This window comes from Pantoea sp. CTOTU50773, assembly GCF_032082325.1.
Taxonomy (GTDB): domain Bacteria; phylum Pseudomonadota; class Gammaproteobacteria; order Enterobacterales; family Enterobacteriaceae; genus Pantoea; species Pantoea communis.
Map to the genome: position 1 here is coordinate 1 of NZ_DAMDQC010000072.1, position 21,988 is coordinate 21,988.

General features: G+C 54.5%; 21 protein-coding genes and 2 pseudogenes. 20 read left to right on the top strand and 3 right to left on the bottom strand.

The genetic code is table 11. The features are described from left to right. The 3 genes and pseudogenes from RT340_RS12935 to RT340_RS12945 all read left to right on the top strand — a co-directional run. Window positions 1–221: pseudogene (locus tag RT340_RS12935) on the top strand (ABC transporter permease); the annotation flags it as partial. Further along, the gene (locus RT340_RS12940) at window positions 218–1,150 is read left to right on the top strand and encodes an ROK family protein (RefSeq protein WP_211728668.1); all 933 of its coding nucleotides are present in this window, start codon (window positions 218–220) and stop codon (window positions 1,148–1,150) included. The pseudogene RT340_RS12935 and the gene RT340_RS12940, both read left to right, overlap by 4 nt. A 228-nt stretch (window positions 1,151–1,378) precedes the next feature. Beyond that, window positions 1,379–2,611, top strand: a complete 1,233-nt coding sequence (locus RT340_RS12945; protein WP_211728667.1) for an MFS transporter — start codon at window positions 1,379–1,381, stop codon at window positions 2,609–2,611. Between the two features lie 38 nt (window positions 2,612–2,649). Here the strand turns inward: RT340_RS12945 and RT340_RS12950 are convergent, their stop codons facing one another. Further along, window positions 2,650–3,528 carry a LysR family transcriptional regulator gene (locus RT340_RS12950; RefSeq protein ID WP_211728666.1) on the bottom strand — a complete coding sequence of 293 codons (879 nt, stop codon included), beginning with the start codon at window positions 3,526–3,528 and terminating at the stop codon, window positions 2,650–2,652. Window positions 3,529–3,651: 123 nt separating this feature from the next. Between RT340_RS12950 and RT340_RS12955 the strand changes: the two genes are divergently transcribed. After that, window positions 3,652–4,377, top strand: a complete 726-nt coding sequence (locus tag RT340_RS12955) for a pirin family protein (RefSeq protein WP_211728665.1) — start codon at window positions 3,652–3,654, stop codon at window positions 4,375–4,377. 199 nt (window positions 4,378–4,576) lie between these two features. On the opposite strand, the gene iolG is transcribed toward RT340_RS12955, so the two are convergent. Further along, the gene (gene iolG / locus RT340_RS12960; RefSeq protein WP_211728664.1) at window positions 4,577–5,575 is read right to left on the bottom strand and encodes an inositol 2-dehydrogenase; all 999 of its coding nucleotides are present in this window, start codon (window positions 5,573–5,575) and stop codon (window positions 4,577–4,579) included. 239 nt (window positions 5,576–5,814) lie between these two features. On the opposite strand from iolG, the gene RT340_RS12965 reads away from it, so the two are divergent. The 6 genes and pseudogenes from RT340_RS12965 to RT340_RS12990 all read left to right on the top strand — a co-directional run bounded on the left by RT340_RS12965 (window position 5,815) and on the right by RT340_RS12990 (window position 12,047). Continuing rightward, window positions 5,815–6,837 (top strand): LacI family DNA-binding transcriptional regulator, encoded by a 1,023-nt coding sequence (locus RT340_RS12965; RefSeq protein WP_211728663.1) that lies wholly within the window; start codon window positions 5,815–5,817, stop codon window positions 6,835–6,837. Window positions 6,838–6,954: 117 nt separating this feature from the next. Further along, the gene (locus RT340_RS12970) at window positions 6,955–7,209 is read left to right on the top strand and encodes a type II toxin-antitoxin system Phd/YefM family antitoxin (RefSeq protein ID WP_034831240.1); all 255 of its coding nucleotides are present in this window, start codon (window positions 6,955–6,957) and stop codon (window positions 7,207–7,209) included. Continuing rightward, on the top strand, window positions 7,206–7,631 hold the full coding sequence (locus RT340_RS12975; RefSeq protein ID WP_097118791.1) for a type II toxin-antitoxin system VapC family toxin: 426 nt from the start codon (window positions 7,206–7,208) through the stop codon (window positions 7,629–7,631). The genes RT340_RS12970 and RT340_RS12975 overlap by 4 nt, the downstream gene beginning before the upstream one ends. 568 nt (window positions 7,632–8,199) lie before the next feature. After that, window positions 8,200–9,522, top strand: a pseudogene (locus RT340_RS12980) (c-type cytochrome); the annotation flags it as partial. A gap of 326 nt (window positions 9,523–9,848) precedes the next feature. Then, window positions 9,849–11,159: an MFS transporter gene (locus RT340_RS12985; protein WP_313376387.1), complete on the top strand. Its 1,311-nt coding sequence runs from the start codon at window positions 9,849–9,851 to the stop codon at window positions 11,157–11,159. Between the two features lie 327 nt (window positions 11,160–11,486). Further along, the gene (locus RT340_RS12990) at window positions 11,487–12,047 is read left to right on the top strand and encodes a hypothetical protein (RefSeq protein WP_211728661.1); all 561 of its coding nucleotides are present in this window, start codon (window positions 11,487–11,489) and stop codon (window positions 12,045–12,047) included. 221 nt (window positions 12,048–12,268) lie between these two features. Here RT340_RS12990 and RT340_RS12995 read toward each other — a convergent pair whose 3' ends face one another. After that, window positions 12,269–12,943 (bottom strand): GntR family transcriptional regulator, encoded by a 675-nt coding sequence (locus tag RT340_RS12995; protein ID WP_097118793.1) that lies wholly within the window; start codon window positions 12,941–12,943, stop codon window positions 12,269–12,271. A 114-nt stretch (window positions 12,944–13,057) separates the two neighbouring features. Between RT340_RS12995 and RT340_RS13000 the strand changes: the two genes are divergently transcribed. The 10 genes from RT340_RS13000 to RT340_RS13045 all read left to right on the top strand — a co-directional run. Next, the gene (locus RT340_RS13000; protein ID WP_211728660.1) at window positions 13,058–13,738 is read left to right on the top strand and encodes a DUF2848 domain-containing protein; all 681 of its coding nucleotides are present in this window, start codon (window positions 13,058–13,060) and stop codon (window positions 13,736–13,738) included. Between the two features lie 11 nt (window positions 13,739–13,749). After that, window positions 13,750–15,093 carry an amidase gene (locus RT340_RS13005; RefSeq protein WP_211728659.1) on the top strand — a complete coding sequence of 448 codons (1,344 nt, stop codon included), beginning with the start codon at window positions 13,750–13,752 and terminating at the stop codon, window positions 15,091–15,093. Beyond that, on the top strand, window positions 15,093–15,728 hold the full coding sequence (locus RT340_RS13010) for a DUF4286 family protein (protein ID WP_211728658.1): 636 nt from the start codon (window positions 15,093–15,095) through the stop codon (window positions 15,726–15,728). The genes RT340_RS13005 and RT340_RS13010 overlap by 1 nt, the downstream gene beginning before the upstream one ends. Continuing rightward, a complete protein-coding gene (locus RT340_RS13015; protein ID WP_058961678.1) occupies window positions 15,721–17,034 on the top strand; it encodes an MFS transporter in 1,314 nt (437 codons plus the stop codon). The genes RT340_RS13010 and RT340_RS13015 overlap by 8 nt, the downstream gene beginning before the upstream one ends. Window positions 17,035–17,305: 271 nt before the next feature. Then, a complete protein-coding gene (gene mdcA / locus RT340_RS13020; RefSeq protein WP_160834101.1) occupies window positions 17,306–18,961 on the top strand; it encodes a malonate decarboxylase subunit alpha in 1,656 nt (551 codons plus the stop codon). After that, the gene (locus RT340_RS13025) at window positions 18,961–19,812 is read left to right on the top strand and encodes a triphosphoribosyl-dephospho-CoA synthase (RefSeq protein ID WP_097118797.1); all 852 of its coding nucleotides are present in this window, start codon (window positions 18,961–18,963) and stop codon (window positions 19,810–19,812) included. Before mdcA ends, RT340_RS13025 begins: the two co-directional genes overlap by 1 nt. A gap of 13 nt (window positions 19,813–19,825) precedes the next feature. Then, window positions 19,826–20,125 (top strand): malonate decarboxylase acyl carrier protein, encoded by a 300-nt coding sequence (gene mdcC, locus RT340_RS13030; protein WP_097118798.1) that lies wholly within the window; start codon window positions 19,826–19,828, stop codon window positions 20,123–20,125. Then, window positions 20,118–20,954: a biotin-independent malonate decarboxylase subunit beta gene (locus RT340_RS13035; protein WP_160834099.1), complete on the top strand. Its 837-nt coding sequence runs from the start codon at window positions 20,118–20,120 to the stop codon at window positions 20,952–20,954. Before mdcC ends, RT340_RS13035 begins: the two co-directional genes overlap by 8 nt. Further along, a complete protein-coding gene (gene mdcE / locus RT340_RS13040; protein ID WP_313376394.1) occupies window positions 20,951–21,751 on the top strand; it encodes a biotin-independent malonate decarboxylase subunit gamma in 801 nt (266 codons plus the stop codon). The genes RT340_RS13035 and mdcE overlap by 4 nt, the downstream gene beginning before the upstream one ends. A 140-nt stretch (window positions 21,752–21,891) precedes the next feature. Then, window positions 21,892–21,988 (top strand): AEC family transporter (locus tag RT340_RS13045; protein ID WP_409566149.1); only part of this gene is annotated, 97 nt, incomplete at its 3' end.

The window sequence follows — 21,988 nt, forward strand, 5'->3', positions numbered from 1 at the left end:
GCATAGGCGTGTCGATTATCTCGGCGGCCAGCCTGTCGTTTCTGGGGTTAGGCGTGCAACCGCCGATGCCGGAGTGGGGCACCATGATGAGTGATGGGCGCAACTTCCTTGGGCTGAATATTTACGTGTCGCTGTTTCCCGGACTGGCGATTTTGATTACTGTGCTCGGCTTTAATGTGCTGGGCGACGGCCTGCGTGATGTGATGGATAAACGTTTATGAGTACAACACCGGCAGTGATCTGCCTCGATCTGGGCGGTTCGTTCGTGAAGTTGGGTGTGATGGATGCGCAGCAGCAGCTGACGATCCTCGATCAGCAAAAAATCCCGGCAGACAGCTGGCCGGATTTTACCGCGCTGGTGAGCCGCATGATCCAACAACATCAGCATTTCAGCACGGATTCACCGCTGGCGATCTCCACTGCGGGCATCGTGGCACCGGATAGCGGTGAGATGTTTGCCAGTAACATCCCAGCCTTTCATCAACGCAACCTCAGCCAGGCGCTGGGAGAGTTACTGCAACGTAAAGTGATCGTGCATAACGATGCCGACTGCTTCACTTTCGCGGAAGCGCAGGCAGGTGTGGGCAAAGGGCACAAAGTGGTGTTTGGCGCCATTCTCGGTTCCGGCGTCGGCGGCGGTTTGGTGGCAGATGGGCGAATCATCACCGGACAGAATGGCCTGACGGGTGAATGGGGCCATGGTCCGATTACGCTGACCGAAGTGGACATTGAAGGCGAGACAATACGCTTGCCGCGCCAGCCTTGTCCCTGCGGTCAAAAAGGTTGTCTCGATAGTTACGGCGGCGCGCGCGGGCTTGAGAATCTCCATCGCACTTTGCATGACGTTAATGCGAGCAGCCTCGACATTATCGCCGGCTGGCAACAGCAGGAAGTGCAGGCTAATCGCACGATTCAGGTGTGGTTACAACTGGTAAGTCAGCCGCTGGCTTACACTATCAATATCACTGGCGCTTCGCTGGTGGCGGTGGGCGGAGGATTGGCTTCGGTGACAGCGTTGATGGAAGCATTGAATGAGGAAGTGCAGCGTTATGTGTTGCGCAGCACTCAGCATCCTTTAGTGGTGCCCGGCGTGTTTGCCCATAACGGCGGAATGATCGGCGCGGCGCTGCTAGCACGGCAGGTTGCTTAACGAAAATGCACACACTGCAGCGGTGCCGGTCAACATACCCTTGCTTTGCGCCGTGATGGGCGCAAGGCGGCTAATCAACGATTAATTAGCAGCCACATAATTCTCTGCCATCGAATTTTCATTTAAATCAGTTATCATGTTCCGCTAAATCCTTTCAGTCTCAACGATGGTGGCCTTCAATGCCGCCACGATTGTGATTGGATTCTTCACCTGCGTTACTGGAAAACCATGTCATCTGCACAACCTCAACTTAATCAGCTGCCGGAGCAGGCATCGCTGCCACGCGCCAGTGTGCTCAAAGCGCTGTTTGCGCTCGGCACCGGTGGCTTTGCCATTGGTACCGGCGAATTCGTCATCATGGGCCTGCTGCCCGATGCCGCCACCGGCCTCAATGTTTCTATCCCTACGGCGGGCCACCTGATCAGTATCTACGCGCTGGGCGTGGTGATCGGCGCACCGCTGTTGGCTGTGCTCGGTGCTCGCGCTTCACGCCGTAACTTCCTGATGACGCTGATGGGCCTGTTTGCCGCGGGTAACCTCTTTAGCTCGGTAGCACCGGGTTACTACTCAATGCTGCTGGCGCGTTTCCTCGCCGGTTTTCCGCACGGCACGTTCTTTGGTGTCGCCGCATTGGTCGCTGCTGGATTGGTAGAGCGCAGAAAACGTGCTCAGGCCGTTTCGATGGTGCTATTTGGCCTGACGATCGCCAACCTGCTTGGCGTGCCTGCGGTTACCGCGATTGGACAGGTGTTTGGCTGGCGTGAAGCGTTCGCCATTGTTGGCGTATTAGCGCTGTTGACCATAGTGCTGGTGGGCATGTGGGTGCCGAACGTGGCGGGTGACAAAACCGCCAGTCCGTTGCGTGAACTCTCGGCGCTGACGCGCAAGCAGGTGTTGCTGACGCTGGCGATTGGTGCGATCGGCAGCGGCGGCTTGTTCTCGGTGTTCAGCTACGTGAAACCTACGCTGACCGAACTGGCACAAATGCCAGTGAGTTGGATTCCGGTGGTGCTGGCGCTGTTTGGACTCGGCATGATTCTCGGCAACGTGGTGGGGGGGCGTCTGGCGGATCGTGGACTGGAGAAAACCATTCGCATGGTGCTGATCTGGTCGGTACTGGTGCTGAGTGCCTTTGTGTTCACCGCGCACTATGCGTTTGCCGGTTCACTCAACGTGATGCTGGTCGGTACCATGGTGGCGCTGGCGAGCGTGCTGCAAATCCGTTTAATGGATGTGGCGGGCGATGCGCAAACCATGGCGGCGGCGTTGAATCACTCGGCATTTAACCTGGCGAATGCGCTCGGCGCATGGCTGGGTGGCGTGACCATTTCTGCGGGCCTTGGCTGGCAGTCTACGGGTTGGGTCGGTGCGATTCTGGCGGTGTTGGGCTTGTTGATTCATGGTATCGCGGTGCGCGATGCACGGAGAAAGTCGATTACGTTTGCGCATGAAAGCGCCTAGTTGATTCTTATCGGGCGGCCATCAGGTCGCCCGTTTCATTATCCTGCCAACTTTTCCTGCAAAAACGCCATAAATACTCGATTCACTTCGCTGCGCTGACGATGCTGTGGATAGAGCGCGTTCAGGTTGAGTGAGGAAGGCTGCCACTCATCCAGCACGGTCATCAAATCACCGCTGGCTAAGGCCGGTGCCACGATAAACTCCGGCAGTAGAATCAGCCCCAATCCAGCCACTGCCGCATCACGCAGCATCTCGCCATTATTGCTCACCATCGGGCCTTGCACCGCCATCACCTTGCGTTGTTCACCGTTAAACAGTTCCCAGCCGGTCTGGCTTTCTCGCCCGTAACGCAAACAAGCATGATTGAGCAGATCCTCCGGTTCACGTGGTGCGCCCGCGCTCTGAATGTATGACGGACTGCCGCAGATCACGCGGCGAAATACGCCCAGACGTTTGGCGATCAAGCTTGAGTCGGGCAGGGTGCCAATACGGATCGCCATATCAAAGCCTTCACCGACCATATCGACGTAGCGGTCCGCCAACTCCACCTGGAACTGCAATCCGGGGTGCTGACTGAGGAACTCGGCGATATACGGTGACAAATGGCTGATGCCAAACGACATCGGAACACTAAGACGAAAGCTGCCTTGCAACACCTGTTGCCGGCCAGATACCGCCTGCTGGGCTTCCTGCACATCATCGAGAATACGTTGCGCATGTTGGGCAAAGAGTTGGCCGTTATCCGTCACCGACAGTTTACGCGTGTTGCGATTCAGCAGACGCGCACCGAGTGATTCCTCCAGCGCGGCAATACGGCGGCTAACGTATTGCTTCGACAGCATCAACTGTTCGGCGGCGGCGGTGAAGTTACCGGCTTTAATTACTGCGACATAAATACGAAGATCTTCTATCTGCATATTGTCCACTTTTCGGTGACAGTCATTGTCAGGTTAGCGCATTGTTGGGCAAATTAGTTTACGTATACTTATCCTCATTCGGAAGGGCAAGCGTCTTTCCACCGCACATTTGAGGAGCAAACCATGATTGAACAACGTCTGTCAGAACAACGCGGAGTGGGTGACCACGGTTGGCTGAATTCACATCACACTTTTTCCTTCGCGAATTACTGGGATCCTAAACAGACCGGCTTCTCCGATCTGCTGGTAATCAATGACGACCGTGTCGCACCGGGTCGTGGCTTTGGTGCGCATCCACACAACAATATGGAGATCATCTCCTATGTGCTGGACGGCGCGCTGGAGCATAAAGATTCAATGGGCACCGGTTCGGTGATCGTCCCCGGTGATGTGCAGTTGATGAGCGCGGGTAGCGGTGTGACGCACAGCGAGTTCAACCACTCGAAAAGCGACAACGTGCACTTCCTGCAAATCTGGATTGTACCGGGCGAGCGCAACACCCAGCCGGGCTATCAGCAGATCTCCGTGCCAGAGAGCGAGAAACGCGGGCAACTGCGTTTGATTATTTCGCCGGAAGGGCAAGAGGGCAGCCTGAGCGTACGTCAGGATATCCGCATCTATGCCGGTTTCTTTGATGGTGCCGAGCAGCAGACCTTCGCACTGGATGCCGATCGTTACGCCTATATTCATGTGGCGCGCGGCAGCATCGAAGTGAACGGTGTGAAATTCAAAGAAGGTGACGGTGCGCGAGTGCGTAATGAGAGCGCATTGCACTTCGCCCATGGCGATAACGCAGAGGTGCTGCTATTCGACCTGCGTCCGCTGGAAGTGAATCATCCACAGCGTTAAAACAGGTCAGGGCGTCTTAACGGACGCCCTGAAGCCTATGCGTTTTGCTTGCTTAACGTCGGCATGAATGAGCAACACAATGCTGCCTATGTCGCGCTGACCGGTTTGCTTAAGCTTCAGTGAGCTTTCAATCAAGCTTCCATCTTTATGGCGAGTTGAAGAAGGGACGTACCAGGGTTCGCCCCTTATCAGCACCGCCTTACAACAGCGACTGCGGTGCGACCGGTTTGCCGGTTTTCAATGACTCCAGCGCTGCATCCGCCAGTAATAGCGCCTGCAACCCATCATTCCCGCCGGGGTACTGGCCTTCGCCTTTTGCCAGCGCCTCAATGAGGGTCGCCAGTTCATTGCGGTAAGCATCGGCATAACGCTGCAGGAAGAAGTGCTGCGGCTTCTGCGCCACCACCCCGTTTGCCACGGATTTCACCAGCTGTGATTCCAGCTGATTCGTTACCTGCAACATCCCTTCGCTGCCGTGTACTTCAATACGCTGATCGTAGCCGTAGCTGGCACGACGGCTGTTGGTGATCACCGCCATCTTGCCGCTGGCGCAAGTGAGGGTGACAACGGCGGTATCGACATCGCCCAGCGCTTTAATCTCGGGATCAACCAGCGCCGCCGCGCTGGCATATACCGATACCGGCTCTTCATTTAACAACCAGCGCGCCATGTCGAAATCATGAATCGTCATATCACGGAACAGGCCGCCAGAGACTTTAACGTACTCGGCAGGCGGTGCGCCTGGATCACGCGAGCTAATGGTCACCAGCTCGGTTTCACCAATCTCGCCATCACGCAGACACGCCTGCAAATGCGCCATGCTCGGGTCAAAGCGACGGTTAAAGCCAACCATCAATGGCACGCCTGCTTCACGCACCGTGGCTAAACAGCTCTGCACGCGCTGCAAACTTAAATCCACCGGCTTCTCACAGAAGATGGCTTTTTTGGCGCGCGCGGCGGCTTCAATCAAATCTGCATGGGTGTTAGTGGCGCTGCAAATCGCCACCAGATCAACCGAACTGTCCGCCAGAATGGTGTCGAGATCTGCCACTTTGGCACCGTATTTCTCTGCCAGCACATTAGCAGCAGGGGCGTAGACATCCATCACATACGTCAGACGACATTGCGGATGCGCGGCGATATTCCCAGCGTGGATCTGTCCAATACGGCCAGCACCTAAGAGAGCAACATTGAGCATTTTTTTAATTCCTATAAGGGCGACAGGTGATGGCGCTATTAAGCGTATTGGTGAAGTTTTAAGTCAAAGCAAAGCCTGAAACGGATGCTAAAAGGATGAGGCCGATCACATGAAAATTTGAAGTTAATGACCTCAAATATATGATTGTTCGCTGGATTCATGGAGTTATAACAATTTGATTATCAGTGTCTTATCAAGCTACTGTTTCATCCATGAGGTGAAGGACATCAGGAAATATCATGACGCTGCAAAACTGGAAATCGCCATCCATTAAAGCCATCGCGCAGGAAGCGAGCGTGAGTCCTGCCACCGTTGACCGCGTGCTCAATGGACGGGAAGGCGTGCGCGAGGTGACGCGCAAGAAAGTTGAAAATGCCATGGTGCGGTTAGGACTGAGTGGCACAGAAGACCCTCGCGGAGCGGCAAAGCGTATCGCGATTGTGTGTGAATCCGGCACCAGCTTTGTCGCGCAGCTTGAGTTTCATGCACGCGCGGTAATGCGCGAGCGTCCGCAACTTCACATCACACTGGATACGTTGCCGAGTGCGCAATTCCACGCTGACCGCTTTAGCAAGCTGATTGAACGCCGCGCTACTGAAGCCAGCGGCATTATTCTGGTGTGTCGCGATGACGTGAAGATCAACCGTGCGGTTAAAGCCGCCATTGATGATGGTGTGCAGGTGATTTGCCTCACCAGCGATCTGCCCAATTCGCGGCGTACTGCTTATGTGGGTATCGATCAGACCGCTTCAGGCGCGACTGCCGGTTGGTTTATGGGCCGCATGCTGCCGCCGCAGCAACCAGGCAATATTCTGCTGATTTGCAGTTCGACCTATCGCACCCAGGAGGAGCGCGAGATCGGCTTTCGTCGCGTGCTGCGAGAGGCTTTCCCGTGGCTGACGATTCGCGACCGCGTCAACATTAACGACGAAGCCGCAACCGCCTGGCACAGCGTGAAAAAGTGGCTGGAAGAGGGCAAACCGCTGGCCGGAATTTACAACACGGCGGGCGGCAACGAAGGCGTAGCTAAAGCGTTAGAGGCATTTGGTGTACAGGATCAGGTGATCTTCGCCGGGCATGAGTTGAGTGAATCGAGTCGCTTGCTGCTGGAGAAAGGGACCATGGATATGGTGCTGGGGCATGACATGCGGCGCGAGATCGAGCAGTGCCTGGAGATATTTGAAAAGCCGCTGAGTGAGCGCTTGCCGGAGGATGTGAAAACGCCGCTGCTAATTTATCACCGCTATTCTTATTTTTCTTGAACTTCAATCAGCTAGATTTCCAGTACCCTTGAAACATGCTTATTTTCAGCATGGTGTTGAAATATTGTGCAGCTGACGTATCATGTAGTTATGTTTCTACATTCTCAGGAGGCTGTTATGGGTATCTCAACAATTTCGAGCCGTTCGTTCAATCAGCAGGTATCAGCTGCGAAAAAACTGGCGGAGGAAGGCCCTGTATACATCACTGATCGCGGAGAACCAGCCCACGTATTGATGACGTTTGAGGAATATAAAAAGCTAACGGGTACACGACGCAATATCCAGGATGCACTTGCTATGCCCGGTGTCGCTGATATCGATTTTGATCCTCAACGAGTGGACATAGACTTCAGGGATGTGGATTTTTCATGAGATATTTGCTTGATACCAATGTCATTTCGGAAATGCGTAAGGCAAGGACGCCCAAAATTGATCCACAAGTATCCAACTGGACGGATACGGTAGATGCGGGTGATATGTTCATATCAGCGATTACGATTATGGAGATCGAAAAAGGCATCCTTCAGGTGTTGCGAAAGGATGTGCGTCAGGGAGAAATGCTACGCGAATGGTTTGCATCAGTGGTATTACGTGAGTTTTCAGGCCGTGTACTGCCTTTTGATGCCGAAACTGCCATTTATTGTGCGAGCCTCCATGTACCCGACCAACGTTCCGCGAATGATGCAATGATCGCGGCCGCTGCCTTTCGTCATGATATGACTGTAGTTACGCGAAATACCAGGGACTTTGAAGGACTAGGCGTTATGTTGCTCAATCCATGGGAGTGGCAATAACATCATCAGAACACATTTAAGAATCAGAATAAAATAATAAGACTAATAAGACTAATAAGACTAATAAGACTAATAAGCGATATGTAGCTATTTTAATTGCAGGGTTATTTAATTGAACGAAATCCGGCGCTGTTATTGACCGGTATCTATCAGCCTCGTATTTCTTATATCCAGGTCAATAACTGTATTATCGAACTAAATGTCATTTACCAACGTCAATGAATTATTAATGCAGAGGGGCTGAGCCTTCATTTGCTCTGGCCGTTTATCCATGTCCAACCCCTTCGATTTCGTCCCTTGCGGCTTCAATCACCCGCTCTGAGAGTTTAGCCAACATATCCTGTGGGCGTTGACCACCAAGAAAGCTGTTCACTGACAAGAACCAGAACGCTATTCCCCAACCATCTTTATGATCTGCGAATATCTTCAGCACATCAGAGAGCGCTTTCAATAATAGCGTTCAACTGTCTGTGTGATTAATTTTTACCCACATTCAATCCCTCCTCGCAACTATCCCAAACCCAACAATTTTTGAGCTAAATTATCATTTAGAGCTATGGACGTGAATTTGCTGCGTCAGGGTGAACAGGTTGCCACCGCGTCTGACTGCCAGGCATGCCACACTGCACCGGGCAGTAAAACCGCTTACCGCGGTGGATACGGTATTGCTTCGCCGATGGGCACCATTTACGCCACCAACATTACGCCGGATAGCAGCGGCATCGGCAATTATAGCGAGGCCCAGTTCTCCGAGGCAGTGCGGCACGGTGTTCGCGCGGACGGCGCGCAACTCTATCCGGCGATGCCATATACCTCTTACAGCATGATGACCGATGAAGATCTGCACACGCTTTACTACTACATGATGCATGGCGTCAAAGCGCAGGCGTAGCACAACCCGCAGACCGATCTGCCGTTCCCGTTTAATCTGCGCTTCAGCATGCGCTTCTGGAACATGATGTTCGCCAACAACAAGATGTGGCAGAACGATGGCAGCAAAAGCGTGGAGTGGAATCGCGGTAACTATCTGGTGAACGGGCTGGCACACTGCAACACCTGCCATACTCCGCGCGGATTTATGATGCAGGAGCAGCAGGATCGTCCACTGGCTGGCGGACCGCTGGGTAGCTGGTATGCGCCAAACATCACGTCGGATGAGGTGAGCGGAATTGGCGGCTGGAGCGATGACGAGTTGGTGCAGTATCTGAAAACCGGACGCGCACCGGGCAAAAACCAGGCGGCGGGCGGTATGGCGGAAGCGGTTGAGCACAGCCTGCAGTATCTGCCGGACAGCGATTTACATGCTATCGCCACTTACCTGAAAGGCACCGCACCGATTCGTGATGAAGGCGACACTATTCCAGCCTTCAGCTACGGCGCGCCTTATGATGTGGAAAACAGCGTGCGTGGGCGCAATCCGAACAACGCCAATCACTCGCTGGACAACGGCGCGGCGCTGTTCAGCGGCAACTGCGCCAGCTGTCACCAGCCGGATGGCGCGGGCAGTGCTAATCAGGCCTATCCATCATTGTTCCACAACACGGCAACCGGGCTGCGTAATCCGAACAACCTGATCTCTGCCATTTTGTTTGGTGTGCAACGTGACACCGCCGATTATCAGGTGCTGATGCCGGGCTTCAGTTCGCCGTCCTATGTCGACAAACTGAATGACCAGCAGGTCGCCGATATCAGTAACTTCGTGTTAGCGCATTACGGCAATGCCGAGGTTACCATGACGGCGGGTGATGTGGCGTGGGTGAGAAAGGGCGGTCATCCACCGCTGCTGGCGCGTCTGCAACCGATGATGTTGCCGGGTATGATCGGCGCGATCATTGTGTTGCTGGTGGTGATTGTCGCGTGGCGCTTGATGCGTCGCAGGCGTGTAGATTGATTCCAGGTGCGCAAGAATGCGCACACTACAAACTGCATTAACCTTCGCAAGGTCGCCTATTATGGCGACCTTGTTGCGTGTCATGTTACGGCATCAGGTTACACCTGCTATTTCAGCCACCAATCCTAATCAATCATCCCGCCAAAAATCGTATGGCTGCGCTTGATGGCTCTAAAACCAGAGAATTTTGCCCCTGCGATCACGCCGTAAGTAACACAGTTTCTTAACATTCATCTCAGTGATTAGGATCGCAATAATTATTACCAAACTCTCTTTAATAAGAAGCCATAGAGTTTACGCATGGTTGCGCAAAGAGAGAGGGCGTTATGCACGAGAAAATCCCCGGAACACGTTGGTATCGCGTTATTGCCCCGATTTTAATTACCTGCATCATCTCGTTTATGGACCGTGTGAACATCAGTTTCGCGCTGCCGGGCGGCATGGATCAGGACCTGGCGATCACCAGCCAGATGGCCGGTATGGTCAGCGGCATCTTCTTTATTGGTTACCTGTTCTTACAGGTACCAGGCGGATGGATCGCGGTGAATGGTAGCGGTAAACGCTTTATCGCCTGGTCACTGATGGCGTGGATGGTGGTCTCTATCGCCACTGGCTTCGTCACCAACCACTACCAACTGCTGGCGCTGCGCTTTGTGCTGGGTATCTCCGAAGGCGGTATGCTGCCAGTGGTACTCACCATGGTCAGCAACTGGTTCCCGGAAAAGGAACTCGGGCGCGCCAATGCCTTCGTGATGATGTTCGCGCCACTGGGTGGCATGTTTACCGCCCCGATTTCTGGCTACATCATCAACGTACTCGACTGGCGCTGGCTGTTTATTATTGAAGGTTTGCTGTCTGCAGCGGTGTTGCTGGTGTGGTGGCTGGTGATCGCCGATCGCCCGGAAGAGGCGCGCTGGCTCCCTGCCCGTGAGAAAGCGTATCTGTTACGGGAACTGGCCCGCGAGCGCGCCGCGCATCGCAGTGCTGCGCCAGTGAACAAAGCGCCATTAAAAGCGGTTTTCCGTAATTCTGGCTTGATGAAACTGGTGGCACTGAACTTCTTCTATCAGACCGGCGATTACGGCTACACGCTGTGGCTGCCGAGCATTCTGAAAAATCTCACCGGCACGAATATGGCGGGGGTGGGGTTGTTAGCGGCGATCCCGTTTGTTGCCACTGTTCTGGGGATATATGCGATTTCGTGGCTCAGCGACCGTACAGGAAAACGCCGTTTGTGGGTGATGGTTTCCCTGTTCTGCTTCGCCGCTGCGCTGCTGGCATCGGTGGTGCTGCACAGCAATATCGTCGCGTCTTATATCGCGCTGGTGGTGTGCGGTTTCTTCCTGAAAGCGGCGACCAGCCCATTTTGGTCAATTCCCGGACGTATTGCCTCGCCAGAGGTGGCGGGAGGTGCGCGTGGCGTAATCAACGGGCTGGGTAATCTGGGCGGATTCTGCGGGCCGTACCTGGTCGGCATAATGACGATGCTATATGGGCAGAGTGTGGCGGTGTGCTGGCTGGCGGGATCGCTGGTAGTGGCCGGCATTATTACGGCACTGCTGCCGCATAATTGCGATATCAATCCATCAGCTCCACGTAAAATCGGGGCGGATGAGCGGTTGATGAGCGTTAAGTAAATGGGTGCGCTGCCGTTAGCAGCGCAACGCTTGCCACGCAGACACCATTTTAGAGTGGCACTTAAAGTTCATTAGTAACAGCGTGCCAAATTCTTCATATTCAAATTTATCGAAGATTTTTTCCTTTCCAGACCCCAATTATTTGAATAAATCTCCCTTACTCGGTTTGTCTCAATGCTGGTACGTAAGTATTTCACAAATAACTCGCAAGCGAAATGAAATAACCCTGCGCGGCATGATATGAAAGGTGTATGATTTTTTTTGAGACTTAAGTCCAATGTAAATCAGAAAAAGCCTAATTAATTGCAACATTGCGTGGGTATTCGCATGCCACTGACTAACGCCAGGGTACTTAATCTGGGAACGACTTCGCTCGTGCTGTATTCAGATTGCCAATACACCGTAGCGGGTATTTCAGCCATGATGCGTGAGAGATTTCCACAGCAACAAACCGACAGTGCTATCATTATCGTCAATGCTTGCTCGGTGTCTTTAGAGGCAAGAATGAATGATGTTTTTGTCTTACGAAAAAGATACGGCGAGCGCGTATTTATTTTCGTGCTGACGCAGGATAAGGACAATTACGAGGTCTATTCCCGGATTCATTTTGTTTCGCTGAGATCCTCAGCCAATGCGCTGCTGTGCTATATCATGAGTGCGGTGCTATTGCATGAGAATAGAGGCGTAATGTTGTCGCTGCAAAGTATGCAAATCATCTACATGAAATCACTGGGCGTTGAGATTGCCGATATTGCGGCGCTGATGAACAAAAGTTACTCAACCATCAAAAATAATTTGTCATATTGCAAAAGACGTTTGCATATCAGGAGTTCATTCTCTGAGCGAGCGCTGATCTCTATTGCGAAAGGCATTGTCTCTAAACATTAAGAAGGCTGGTTATGTCACAACTGGTTTTGGTCTTTATATTATGTATCGTGTTGGCATTTTCAATTTACGCCATTTTTCATGGTAAAAAGAAAAAGCGTTTTTACAGCAAAAAAAATTCAAGTCGTCGTTAGGATCCCAACATGTCAGCGCCCAGCCGCCGCAATCCGGTTGCTTGGTTTCCTACAAGATATAAGCGGCAGGGTGGAGAACGGCGGTAGACATCAAGTCGAAAGCAGGGCGCGCTTAAACGAGAAAATATGAGCACGGGCCGCATCGGCCGCGCGTTGCTTATCGCCAGACTTCAGCGCCTCAATAATCTCATTATGCTCCGCAATGACTTCATCCATATGGACAACATTGGACAACGTTGTCGCCCAAAAGCGCTGTGCCTGCGCATGAATCACACTCAGAATATCTGACAGCCGACTGTTTCCGGCGATATCGGCCAGCACCTGATGAAATTCGCGATCCAGCAACATCATTTCCTCGCGACTACGTGATTCGCTCGCTCTGGCGATTTGCTGGTTCAGTTCGCGCAGCTGTTGAATGTGTGAATCAATAACTTTCTGACTGGCTAGCTCAACACACAGGGTTTCATTGACCAATCTCACCTCAATTAACTCCAGTGCATCATCTATCGACAAAGGTGCCACCATCACGCCTTTGCGCGGGATGATCTGCAACAGCCCCTCGGTGGCCAGCCGATGAATCGCTTGATTGATCGGCGTCCGACCCATTGCCAAATCATCCATCACCTGAGCGGTATTTAAATACTCCCCTGGTTTGTAGCGAAGCGTGATGAGCTTGTGCCTGAACGCCAGATAAGCCTGTTCATTCAAAGAGAGGCTCTTTTCCCGGCTGGCTGGGTTCACATTTTCAGTAACTGACTCACTCATCACGACGTTCCTTTTTTTGCCAATGAGACATATTACACAAAAATCTGGCATGAAAATCGCTAGTTTGAAAACACAGTGAAATTTCACAGTGATTTTTCAAATGGAGATCATCACATGCACCTTCAGTTCACAACCGGCGATAAAGCCGCTAGCACGCTCGATGTCGAGGTTTCCCATTTCATTATTGCGGGTTGGGCCGGACGCGATAGTGATGCGGTGTTGCACCATATCAGGGAGCTTGAGGCACTGGGTGTGCCCGCTCCCGGTGCAGTACCGTTGTTTTACCGCGTTGCGACCAATCAACTGAGCCAACAGCCACTGCTGGAAGTGGTCGGCGATGAAACCTCCGGGGAAGCTGAGCCCTTTGTGTTTTTCCATCGGGGCGAATGGTGGGTCTCCCTCACTTCAGATCACACCGATCGTTATCTGGAAACCTTCAGCGTTGCCCTTTCCAAACAGGCCTGTATTAAACCGGTTGCCAGCAAAGCCTGGCGCATGAGCGAGGTGGTTGAGCACTGGGATACGCTGGAGCTGACCTCGTGGATAAAAGAGCAGGGCGAATGGGTGGTTTATCAGCAGGGCACGCTGGCCTCATTACTCACGCCGCAAGATCTACTGGCCCGCTATCTGAACGGCAACACCGCACAAGAAGGATTGGCAATGTCCTGCGGCACGCTGGGTGCGATTGGCGGTATTCGACCTTCCAGCGAATTTCGCATGGCGTTGCACGACCCGCGCCTGAATCGCACGCTTGAACACGCTTACTGCACTGGCGCGCTGCCAGTGGTCGCTTAAGGAGCATGCTAATGACCACACTCTGGCAAGCATGTCAGCAGCTTCAGGCAGGTAATGCGTCTCCTGAAGCTTTTACTGAATCGGCATTGCGCGCAGCGCAGGATCCGTCAAAAGAGGGGGATCTTGTTTTCACCACCCGCTATGCCACCCAGGCCGCTCAACAGTCAACAGCAGCGAGTGCGCGCTGGCAAACACAGCAAGCCTTCAGTGCTATTGATGGGCTGCCTGTCAGCATCAAAGATCTCTTTGATGTGCAAGGCGAGCCAACCACGGCGGGTTCACATTTGCTCCTGAATGCAGAACCGGCAGCAGCTAATGCCCACGTGGTTGATCGCTTACATCAGGCTGGGGCGGCGATTATCGGTAAAACCAACATGACCGAATTTGCCTTTTCCGGGCTGGGTATCAATCCGCATTACGGCACACCGGCTAATCCGTGGCGTCGCGAAGACAAACGCATTCCGGGCGGTTCTTCTTCTGGTGCGGCTGTCGCCGTGGCAGACGGCATGTGCCTGGGCGCTATCGGTACTGACACCGGTGGATCGGTGCGTATTCCTGCTGCGCTGTGCGGCTTGACCGGCTTTAAACCCACCGCGAATCGCATCAATCAGGCGGGTACGTTACCGCTCTCTGCCTCGCTCGACAGCATCGGCGTGATTGCCCATGACGTGCGCAGCTGCTGGCTGCTGGACAGCGTCATCGCGGAACAGCCGCTTGAACTCCAGCAGGTGGAGTTACGCAGTGCTCGTTTCGCTATCCCGCAGACCCGCGTGCTGGAGGGACTCGACGAAGACGTTGCGCAAGCCTGGAAAAATGCCATCGAAGCACTGGAACAGGCCGGTGCCACCCTGGTTGCACTGCCGCTTGAAGAGCTTGATGAGTTGAACAGTATGAATGCGCGTGGCGGCATTACCGCTTACGAGGCATGGCAATGGCATCAACAATCCGCACTGGCGCAACCCGAAGCTTACGATCCTCAAGTGTTAGCGCGTGTGCAGCGCGGCAGTTTGCTGACGGAGCAAGATGCCCGTGAACTTCATCAACAGCGCAAAGCGTGGCAGCACCGCATTAATAGCGCGCTGGCAGACTTTGACGCCTTACTCATGCCCACCGTTCCGCGTATCGCACCGACCCTCGCTTCTCTGGAGGATGCGCAGCAGTACATGGAGGTCAACGCGCTGATGCTGCGTAACACCAGCGTAATCAACATGCTGGACGGCTGTGCACTCTCTTTACCCTGCCATCAAACCGGTAGTGCGCCGGTTGGCCTAAGCCTTGCTTCTGTTCATGGTGATGACGCCCGCTTAATCAGCTGGTCGCTCGCCGTGGAAACTGCCCTCAACTGGAGATCCTGATGATGACTCAATCCCACGGCATGCTGTTTGTCGCCACTAACATTGGCGCTGAAGACGAAGCGGACTTCAACCAATGGTATGACCATGAACATGTAGAAGAGCGCGTCGCGATTCGTGGCTTCTTAAGCGGAACGCGCTATCAGGCTATCCATGCCGAGCGCAAATATCTTGGCCTGTATGAAACCGAGGCGCTGGAAGCCTTTACCAGTGCGGATTATCACGCAGCCTTCACTCGCCAGACCGAATGGTCAGTGAAAAATCTGCAAAAGATGGTTAATCCAATGCGTCGGGTCAGCGCGATCACCCATAAGCATGGCAAAGGGACCGGCAGCCATCTGGCGGTGGTGACGCTGAAAGCGCTGGATGCCAGCGTGTTGACTGCGTGGCAGCAGCAAATTAGCCATACCCCGGGCTATGTTGCCTCCAGTTTACTGACCCCGGATGTGGCGCTCAGTTCTCCGTTGCCGATGGAGAGTAAAGGACAGCGGCAGATGCTACCGATGCTACTGATTCACTGCAGTGACGCATCAAGCTGTGACCAACTGGCCGCACACGCGGCGGAATTGATGACCGGCGATGTTCAACGCTATGCCTTTAGCTGGCAGTTAACTAAACAGGAGTTGGCACATGGCTAATACAGACTCTTCATTGCAGCAGACGGTGCGTGATAAGCGCACGGCTTCGAAAACCGGGCGCCTGGCCGCTGCCAGTTCCATCGGCACCGCGCTGGAATGGTACGACTTCACCGTCTACAACATTATGGCGGCACTGGTGTTTAACCATGTGTTCTTCCCCAGTTTTGATCCGCTGGTTGGCACCATTCTGGCGTTTTCGACCTATGCGGTAGGTTACATTTCACGTCCGCTGGGCGGTTTTGTGTTTGGTCATCTGGGGGATGTCGCAGGGCGCAAAGCCGTGTTGATCATCACGCTGGTGATCATGGGCGTCACCACCGCCTTAATGGGCTTGCTGCCCGGCTATGCGGTGTGGGGCATCTGGAGTCCGGTGCTGTTGGTCGCGCTGCGTTTTGTGCAGGGTATTGCACTGGGCGGTGAATGGGCGGGTGCCGTTTTACTGTCGATGGAGCACGGTGATGCTGATAAACGTGGGCGTAATGCATCTTTTGCACAGGTGGGGCCTTCCTGCGGAACCTTGATTGGCACCGGGTTTATCACCCTGGTGACGGTGATGATGAGCGGCGATCAGTTTCAGGCATGGGGCTGGCGCATTCCATTCCTGCTGAGTCTGTTGCTGGTGCTATTTGGATTGTGGCTGCGTCGTGGGGTAGAAGAGACACCGACCTTTGTCGCGATGCAGGCTGCGGAAAAAACGACGCATACGCCACTGAAAGAAGTGTTTGTCAACTATCCGAAACAGCTGCTGATTGCGGGGGGATCGCGTATCGGTTCCGATGTGCTGTACGCGCTGGTGGTGGTATTTACCCTGACGTACGTCACCACCGTATTACAGCTGCCACGCCCGCTGGCCTTGATGGCCACGATGTTGGGCGCAATAGGGAATGCGATCACCGTCCCAATGTTCGGCGCGCTATCAGATAAATGGGGACGCCGACCGGTTTACATCACGGGTGCTGTATTAGCTATCGTCTGGTCTTTCGTGTTCTTCGTGTTATTAGACAGCACGCAGCCGGTGCTGATTGTGCTGGCGGTGATAGGGGGGCTGCTGATCCACGCAATCATGTATGGCCCACAAGCCGCGTTCGTCACTGAACAGTTTCCCAGCCACGTTCGCTATGCCGGGTCATCACTGGCTTACACGCTGGCCGGTATTGTCGGTGGAGGGTTTGCGCCGTTGATTATTACTACGCTGTATAAAGAAATGGGCAGCACGCTGTGGGTGTCGCTGTACGTTACGCTGGCGCTGCTGATCACGCTGTTTGCCGTGTGGAAGGCAAAAGAGACGGCACATAAGCCGTTGTAACTAAGTGGATTACGGCAGTCATTGAGTGTGGGTGGCCTTAGGGCCGCCCACAGCTACCTGACATTATTCACATCTCCACCCCTTACTCCTCCCAAAGCAGCGGTACACAATTCTCCCCACTAATCGTTGACCAACCGCAAATTTCTGTCATCTCAATCATTACTCTCAGGCTAACGATCCCACCTTCAGGTTGATTGATGGCATCACCGCTTAAGACCACACTTTCCTGCGTTGACGTAATCAAGCGATTCGCTCATTCAGGAGGTTAGTCATGTCATCAGGACAACAAACGGCGCGGGTGTGGAATACGCGCCGTACCGAGAAACAACGGCGACAGGCGTCGTTGCCGGTGCAGGGCAAAGTATTACCCACCGATCAAATGGTTGAGATGCTGGAAAAATTAATCTCGCCTGGCGACCGCGTCGTACTGGAAGGCAATAACCAAAAACAGGCCGATTTCCTCTCACGTATGTTGGCCGAGGTTAACCCGAAAAAGGTGCACAATCTGCATATGATCATGCCGAGCGTGGGTCGCAGTGAACACCTCGACATCTTTGAAAAAGGCATCGCCCGCAAGCTCGATTTCTCCTTTTCCGGCACGCAAAGTCTGCGTATTTCGCAGCTACTGGAAGACGATCAGCTGGAAATCGGCGCGATTCATACCTACATCGAACTCTACTCTCGCCTCTACGTAGACCTCGCACCGAATGTCGCGCTGATCGCCGGATACAAAGCTGACCGTAAAGGCAATCTCTACACCGGGCCAAGTACCGAAGACACGCCAGCACTGGTCGAAGCGGCTGCTTTCCACGACGGGATTGTGATCGCGCAGGTTAACGAACTGGTGGACGACGAGTGTGATCTGCCGCGCGTGGATATTCCTGGTTCGTGGATCGACTACGTAGTAGTAGCTGACAAACCCTTCTTTATCGAACCGCTGTTTACCCGCGACCCGCGTCTGATCAAACAGGAACACATCCTGATGGCGATGATGGCGATCAAAGGCATCTACGCCAAACATCAGGTGCAATCGCTCAATCATGGCATTGGTTTCAACACTGCCGCCATCGAATTGCTGCTGCCAACCTACGGTGAGCAACTCGGTCTGAAAGGCAAAATTTGTAAACACTGGACGCTGAATCCGCACCCCACCTTAATTCCCGCCATCGAAAGCGGCTGGGTCGAGAGTGTGCACTGCTTCGGTGGTGAACTGGGGATGGAAGAGTACATCCGCGCGCGCCCGGATATCTTTTTCACCGGGGCCGATGGTTCGATGCGCTCTAACCGCGCCATGTGCCAGCTGGCAGGTCAGTATGCCGTCGATATGTTTATCGGCTCAACGCTGCAAATCGATGGCCTGGCAAATTCCTCAACGGTTACGCGCGGTCGCCTTTCTGGCTTCGGTGGTGCGCCAAATATGGGCCACGATCCGCACGGTCGTCGTCATGCCACTGCCGCCTGGCTGGCAATGAAAAATGGCGAAGATGCCATGGAACGTGGTCGCAAGCTGGTGGTGCAGATGGTGGAAACCTTCCAGGCAGGCGTGAAGCCGACCTTCGTAGAAAAACTCGATGCCATTGAAGTGGCGAAAAACTCTGGAATGCCGCTGGCGCCGGTAATGATCTATGGCGATGACGTCACGCATGTGCTGACCGAAGAAGGTATTGCCTATCTGTATCGCGCGCAGGATCTCGAAGAGCGTCGGGCGATGGTGGCGGCGGTGGCCGGAATTACCGATATCGGTCTGGGCGTGGATGCCAAACGCGTCGCTGAACTGCGTCGTAGCGGCAAAGTGGTGTTCCCGGAAGATCTTGGGATTCGCCGATCTGATGCCACGCGTTCGCTGCTGGCGGCCGGTAGCGTGGCCGATCTGGTCGAGTGGTCGGATGGCCTCTACAACCCACCGGCAAAATTCCGGAGCTGGTAATGAAACGACTTGCGCCGCAATCGGTTGAAAGCCACCTGCATCAACTGGCACAGCACGCCACCGATTGCCTGATCGAAGAAGTGAACCTGACGCCCAAGCCGGGGCTGGTGGATCGTCGCGGCAGCGGCGCACATCAGGATCTCTCGCTGGCGCTGATGGAGCGTTCTGCCCGCAGCCTGACCCCGACCTTTTATGCGCTGGCGCAACAGTGCTGGCAGCGTCCAGCGGATATCGCACTGCGCGAAACCGTGGGCCGCCTTGGTCGCGAAGGGGAGCGTCAGATGATGGCTGCCACCGACGGGGTGAATACCCATCGTGGCGCGATCTGGGCATTGGGTTTGCTGGTCAGCGCGGCGGCGATGCGCGGCGGTGAGGCAAGCAGCGATCAACTCTGCACTCGTGCCGCTGAACTGGCTTGTTTACCGGATCGCCACGCACCCAAAACCTTCAGTAAAGGGTTACGTGCCGTGCATCGCTTTCAGGTTCCGGGCGCACGTGAAGAAGCGCAACAGGGCTTTCCGCATATCACGCAGCTGGCATTGCCGCAGTTGCAGCGCAGTCGAGAAGCCGGGGCCGATGAAACCGAGGCGCGGCTTGATGCGTTGATGGCGATTCTTACCTCGCTCAGTGACACCTGCGTGCTCAACCGCTCAGGCATGAACGGTTTGCTGACCTTACAACGTGGTGCGCACGCGGTGTTACAGGCGGGTGGTACTGCGCACATAGCGGGTCGTCAGGCTTTACAACAACTGGATAGCGCGATGCTGGCGCTGAATGCGTCTCCCGGCGGCGCGGCTGATTTACTCGCCGCCACGCTGTTTATCGATCGCGTCAGCATCGCCACTCATTGATTAAGAGGTTGCTATGGAAAAGATAACGTTGTCTTACCCGGCACGTCGCACGTTTAGCGGAAATGCGCTGGCGGGCGTAGTGGGATCGGGTGATATGGAAGTGCTGTACCGCGCGGATAACAGCGCCTTGCTCAGCGTGGCGATCACCACCTCGGTGGATAACAGCAAAGCGCGTTGGGATGCGTTGTTCAGCCGCCTGGCGGAACTGACTGAGCTACCGGCGGGCCAACTGGTGATCCACGATTTTGGTGCCACGCCGGGCGTTGCGCGTATTCGCATCGAACAGGTGTTTGAGGAGGTGAACCATGCGTGATGACAGCAGCTTTATCGAATTACGCGCCCGTCAGCGTGCGCTGGCATTGCTGGACAGCGGCAGTGCGCGCGAACTGCTCGATCCGTTCGAAGGCGTGATGTCTCCCTGGCTGGAGAAACAGGGCATTGTGCCACAAGCCGATGACGGCATGGTGGTGATGAAAGGCACGCTTAACGGCAATCCCACCGTGGTAATTGCCATTGAAGGCACCTTCCAGGGCGGCAGCATGGGGGAAGTCTCCGGCGCAAAAATGGCGGGTGCACTGGAGCTGGCGGCTGAAGACAACCGCAACGGCATTCCGACGCAAGCCATATTGTGTCTGGAAACCGGTGGTGTGCGGTTGCAGGAGGCCAATTTGGGGCTGGCGGCGATTGCGGATATTCACGCCGCCATCGTCGATCTGCGTCAATACACACCGGTGATTGGCATTGTTGCCGGGACCGTTGGCTGCTTTGGCGGAATGTCGATTGCCGCCGCGCTGTGCAGCCATTTGATTGTGACGCGTGAAGCACGTCTGGGATTGAATGGCCCGCAGGTGATTGAGCAGGAAGCGGGCATTGATGAGTATGACTCGCGTGACCGCCCATTTATCTGGAGCATGACCGGTGGCGAGATTCGCTATCAAAGCGGGCTGGTCGATGCGCTGGTGTCAGACGGTGTCCAGGCGATGAAAACGGCAGTGGATGCAGCGTTGGCGCAAGGGGTTCCGGCACAGCATCGCAGTGAAAACTATGCATTTTATCTTGAGCGTTTAAGCCATTTCGATACCGCTCAACAGGCCAGCACAGCCACCATTCATCAGGTCTTCCATCCGGAGGTGAAATCATGAGCGTACACAACAGTCGGGGTGAGCTGTGGCTCAGCCAGTTAACCGGCGGCGCTGCCAGCCACACAGGGCTTTGCCCGTCCGTGCAGGTCGCGGATGCCGAACTTAATGGCGAAACCGCTCGTTTCATTGCTGTCGTTCCGGATGCGCACAATCGCTATCCACGCGCTGCGCAAGGCGAAGTCGGTTTGCTGGAAGGCTGGACGCTGGCAAAAGTGGTGCAAGAGACCATTGCGGAAGACGCCGCAAACGCAGTGAAGCGACCCATCATTGCGGTGATTGATGTGCCAAGTCAGGCTTATGGCCGCCGTGAAGAGGGCTTTGGTATTCATCAGGCACTGGCGGGCGCTGTGGGCGCTTATGCACAAGCGCGTCTGGCCGGGCATCCGGTGATTGGGCTGATCGTGGGTAAGGCAATGTCCGGCGCGTTTCTGGCGCACGGTTATCAGGCCAATCGACTGATCGCGTTTAACGACCCGGCCGTGCAGGTGCACGCCATGGGTAAAGCCTCGGCGGCGCGTATCACCCTGCGTACCGTGGAAGCGCTGGAGAAACTTGCTGCCAGCGTACCGCCGATGGCCTATGACATCGGTAATTACGCCACGCCCGGCCTGTTGTCATCTCTGCTGGACATCACACATCCGGATGCGCCGACGGCCGAAGAGATCACGCGTGTTAAAGCCACGCTGGCGGAAGCGATTGACGATACGCGCCGTGTGCCGGGTCGAGGTTCGCGCCTGGCGGCACCGAATCGTCAAAGCTCGGCACTGGTGCGCGAACGTCTGCGCGCCAGTTGGTAATACCCTAATAATAAAAAGCATTAAATCAACCTGCCGGCTGTCAGTATGCCGGACGCACGCGGCGTCCGGCCTCTGCGGCAACTGATAAATTCAACACCATCGCGTCAGTACTCACTCTTTTAATAACAAACAGGTGATTTATGACTTACGTGATTCTGCATGCTCTGGCTCCGATCTTCATTATCATGTTGCTCGGATTCTGGGCCGGCAAAGCCAAAATGGTTGATAACAAGAACG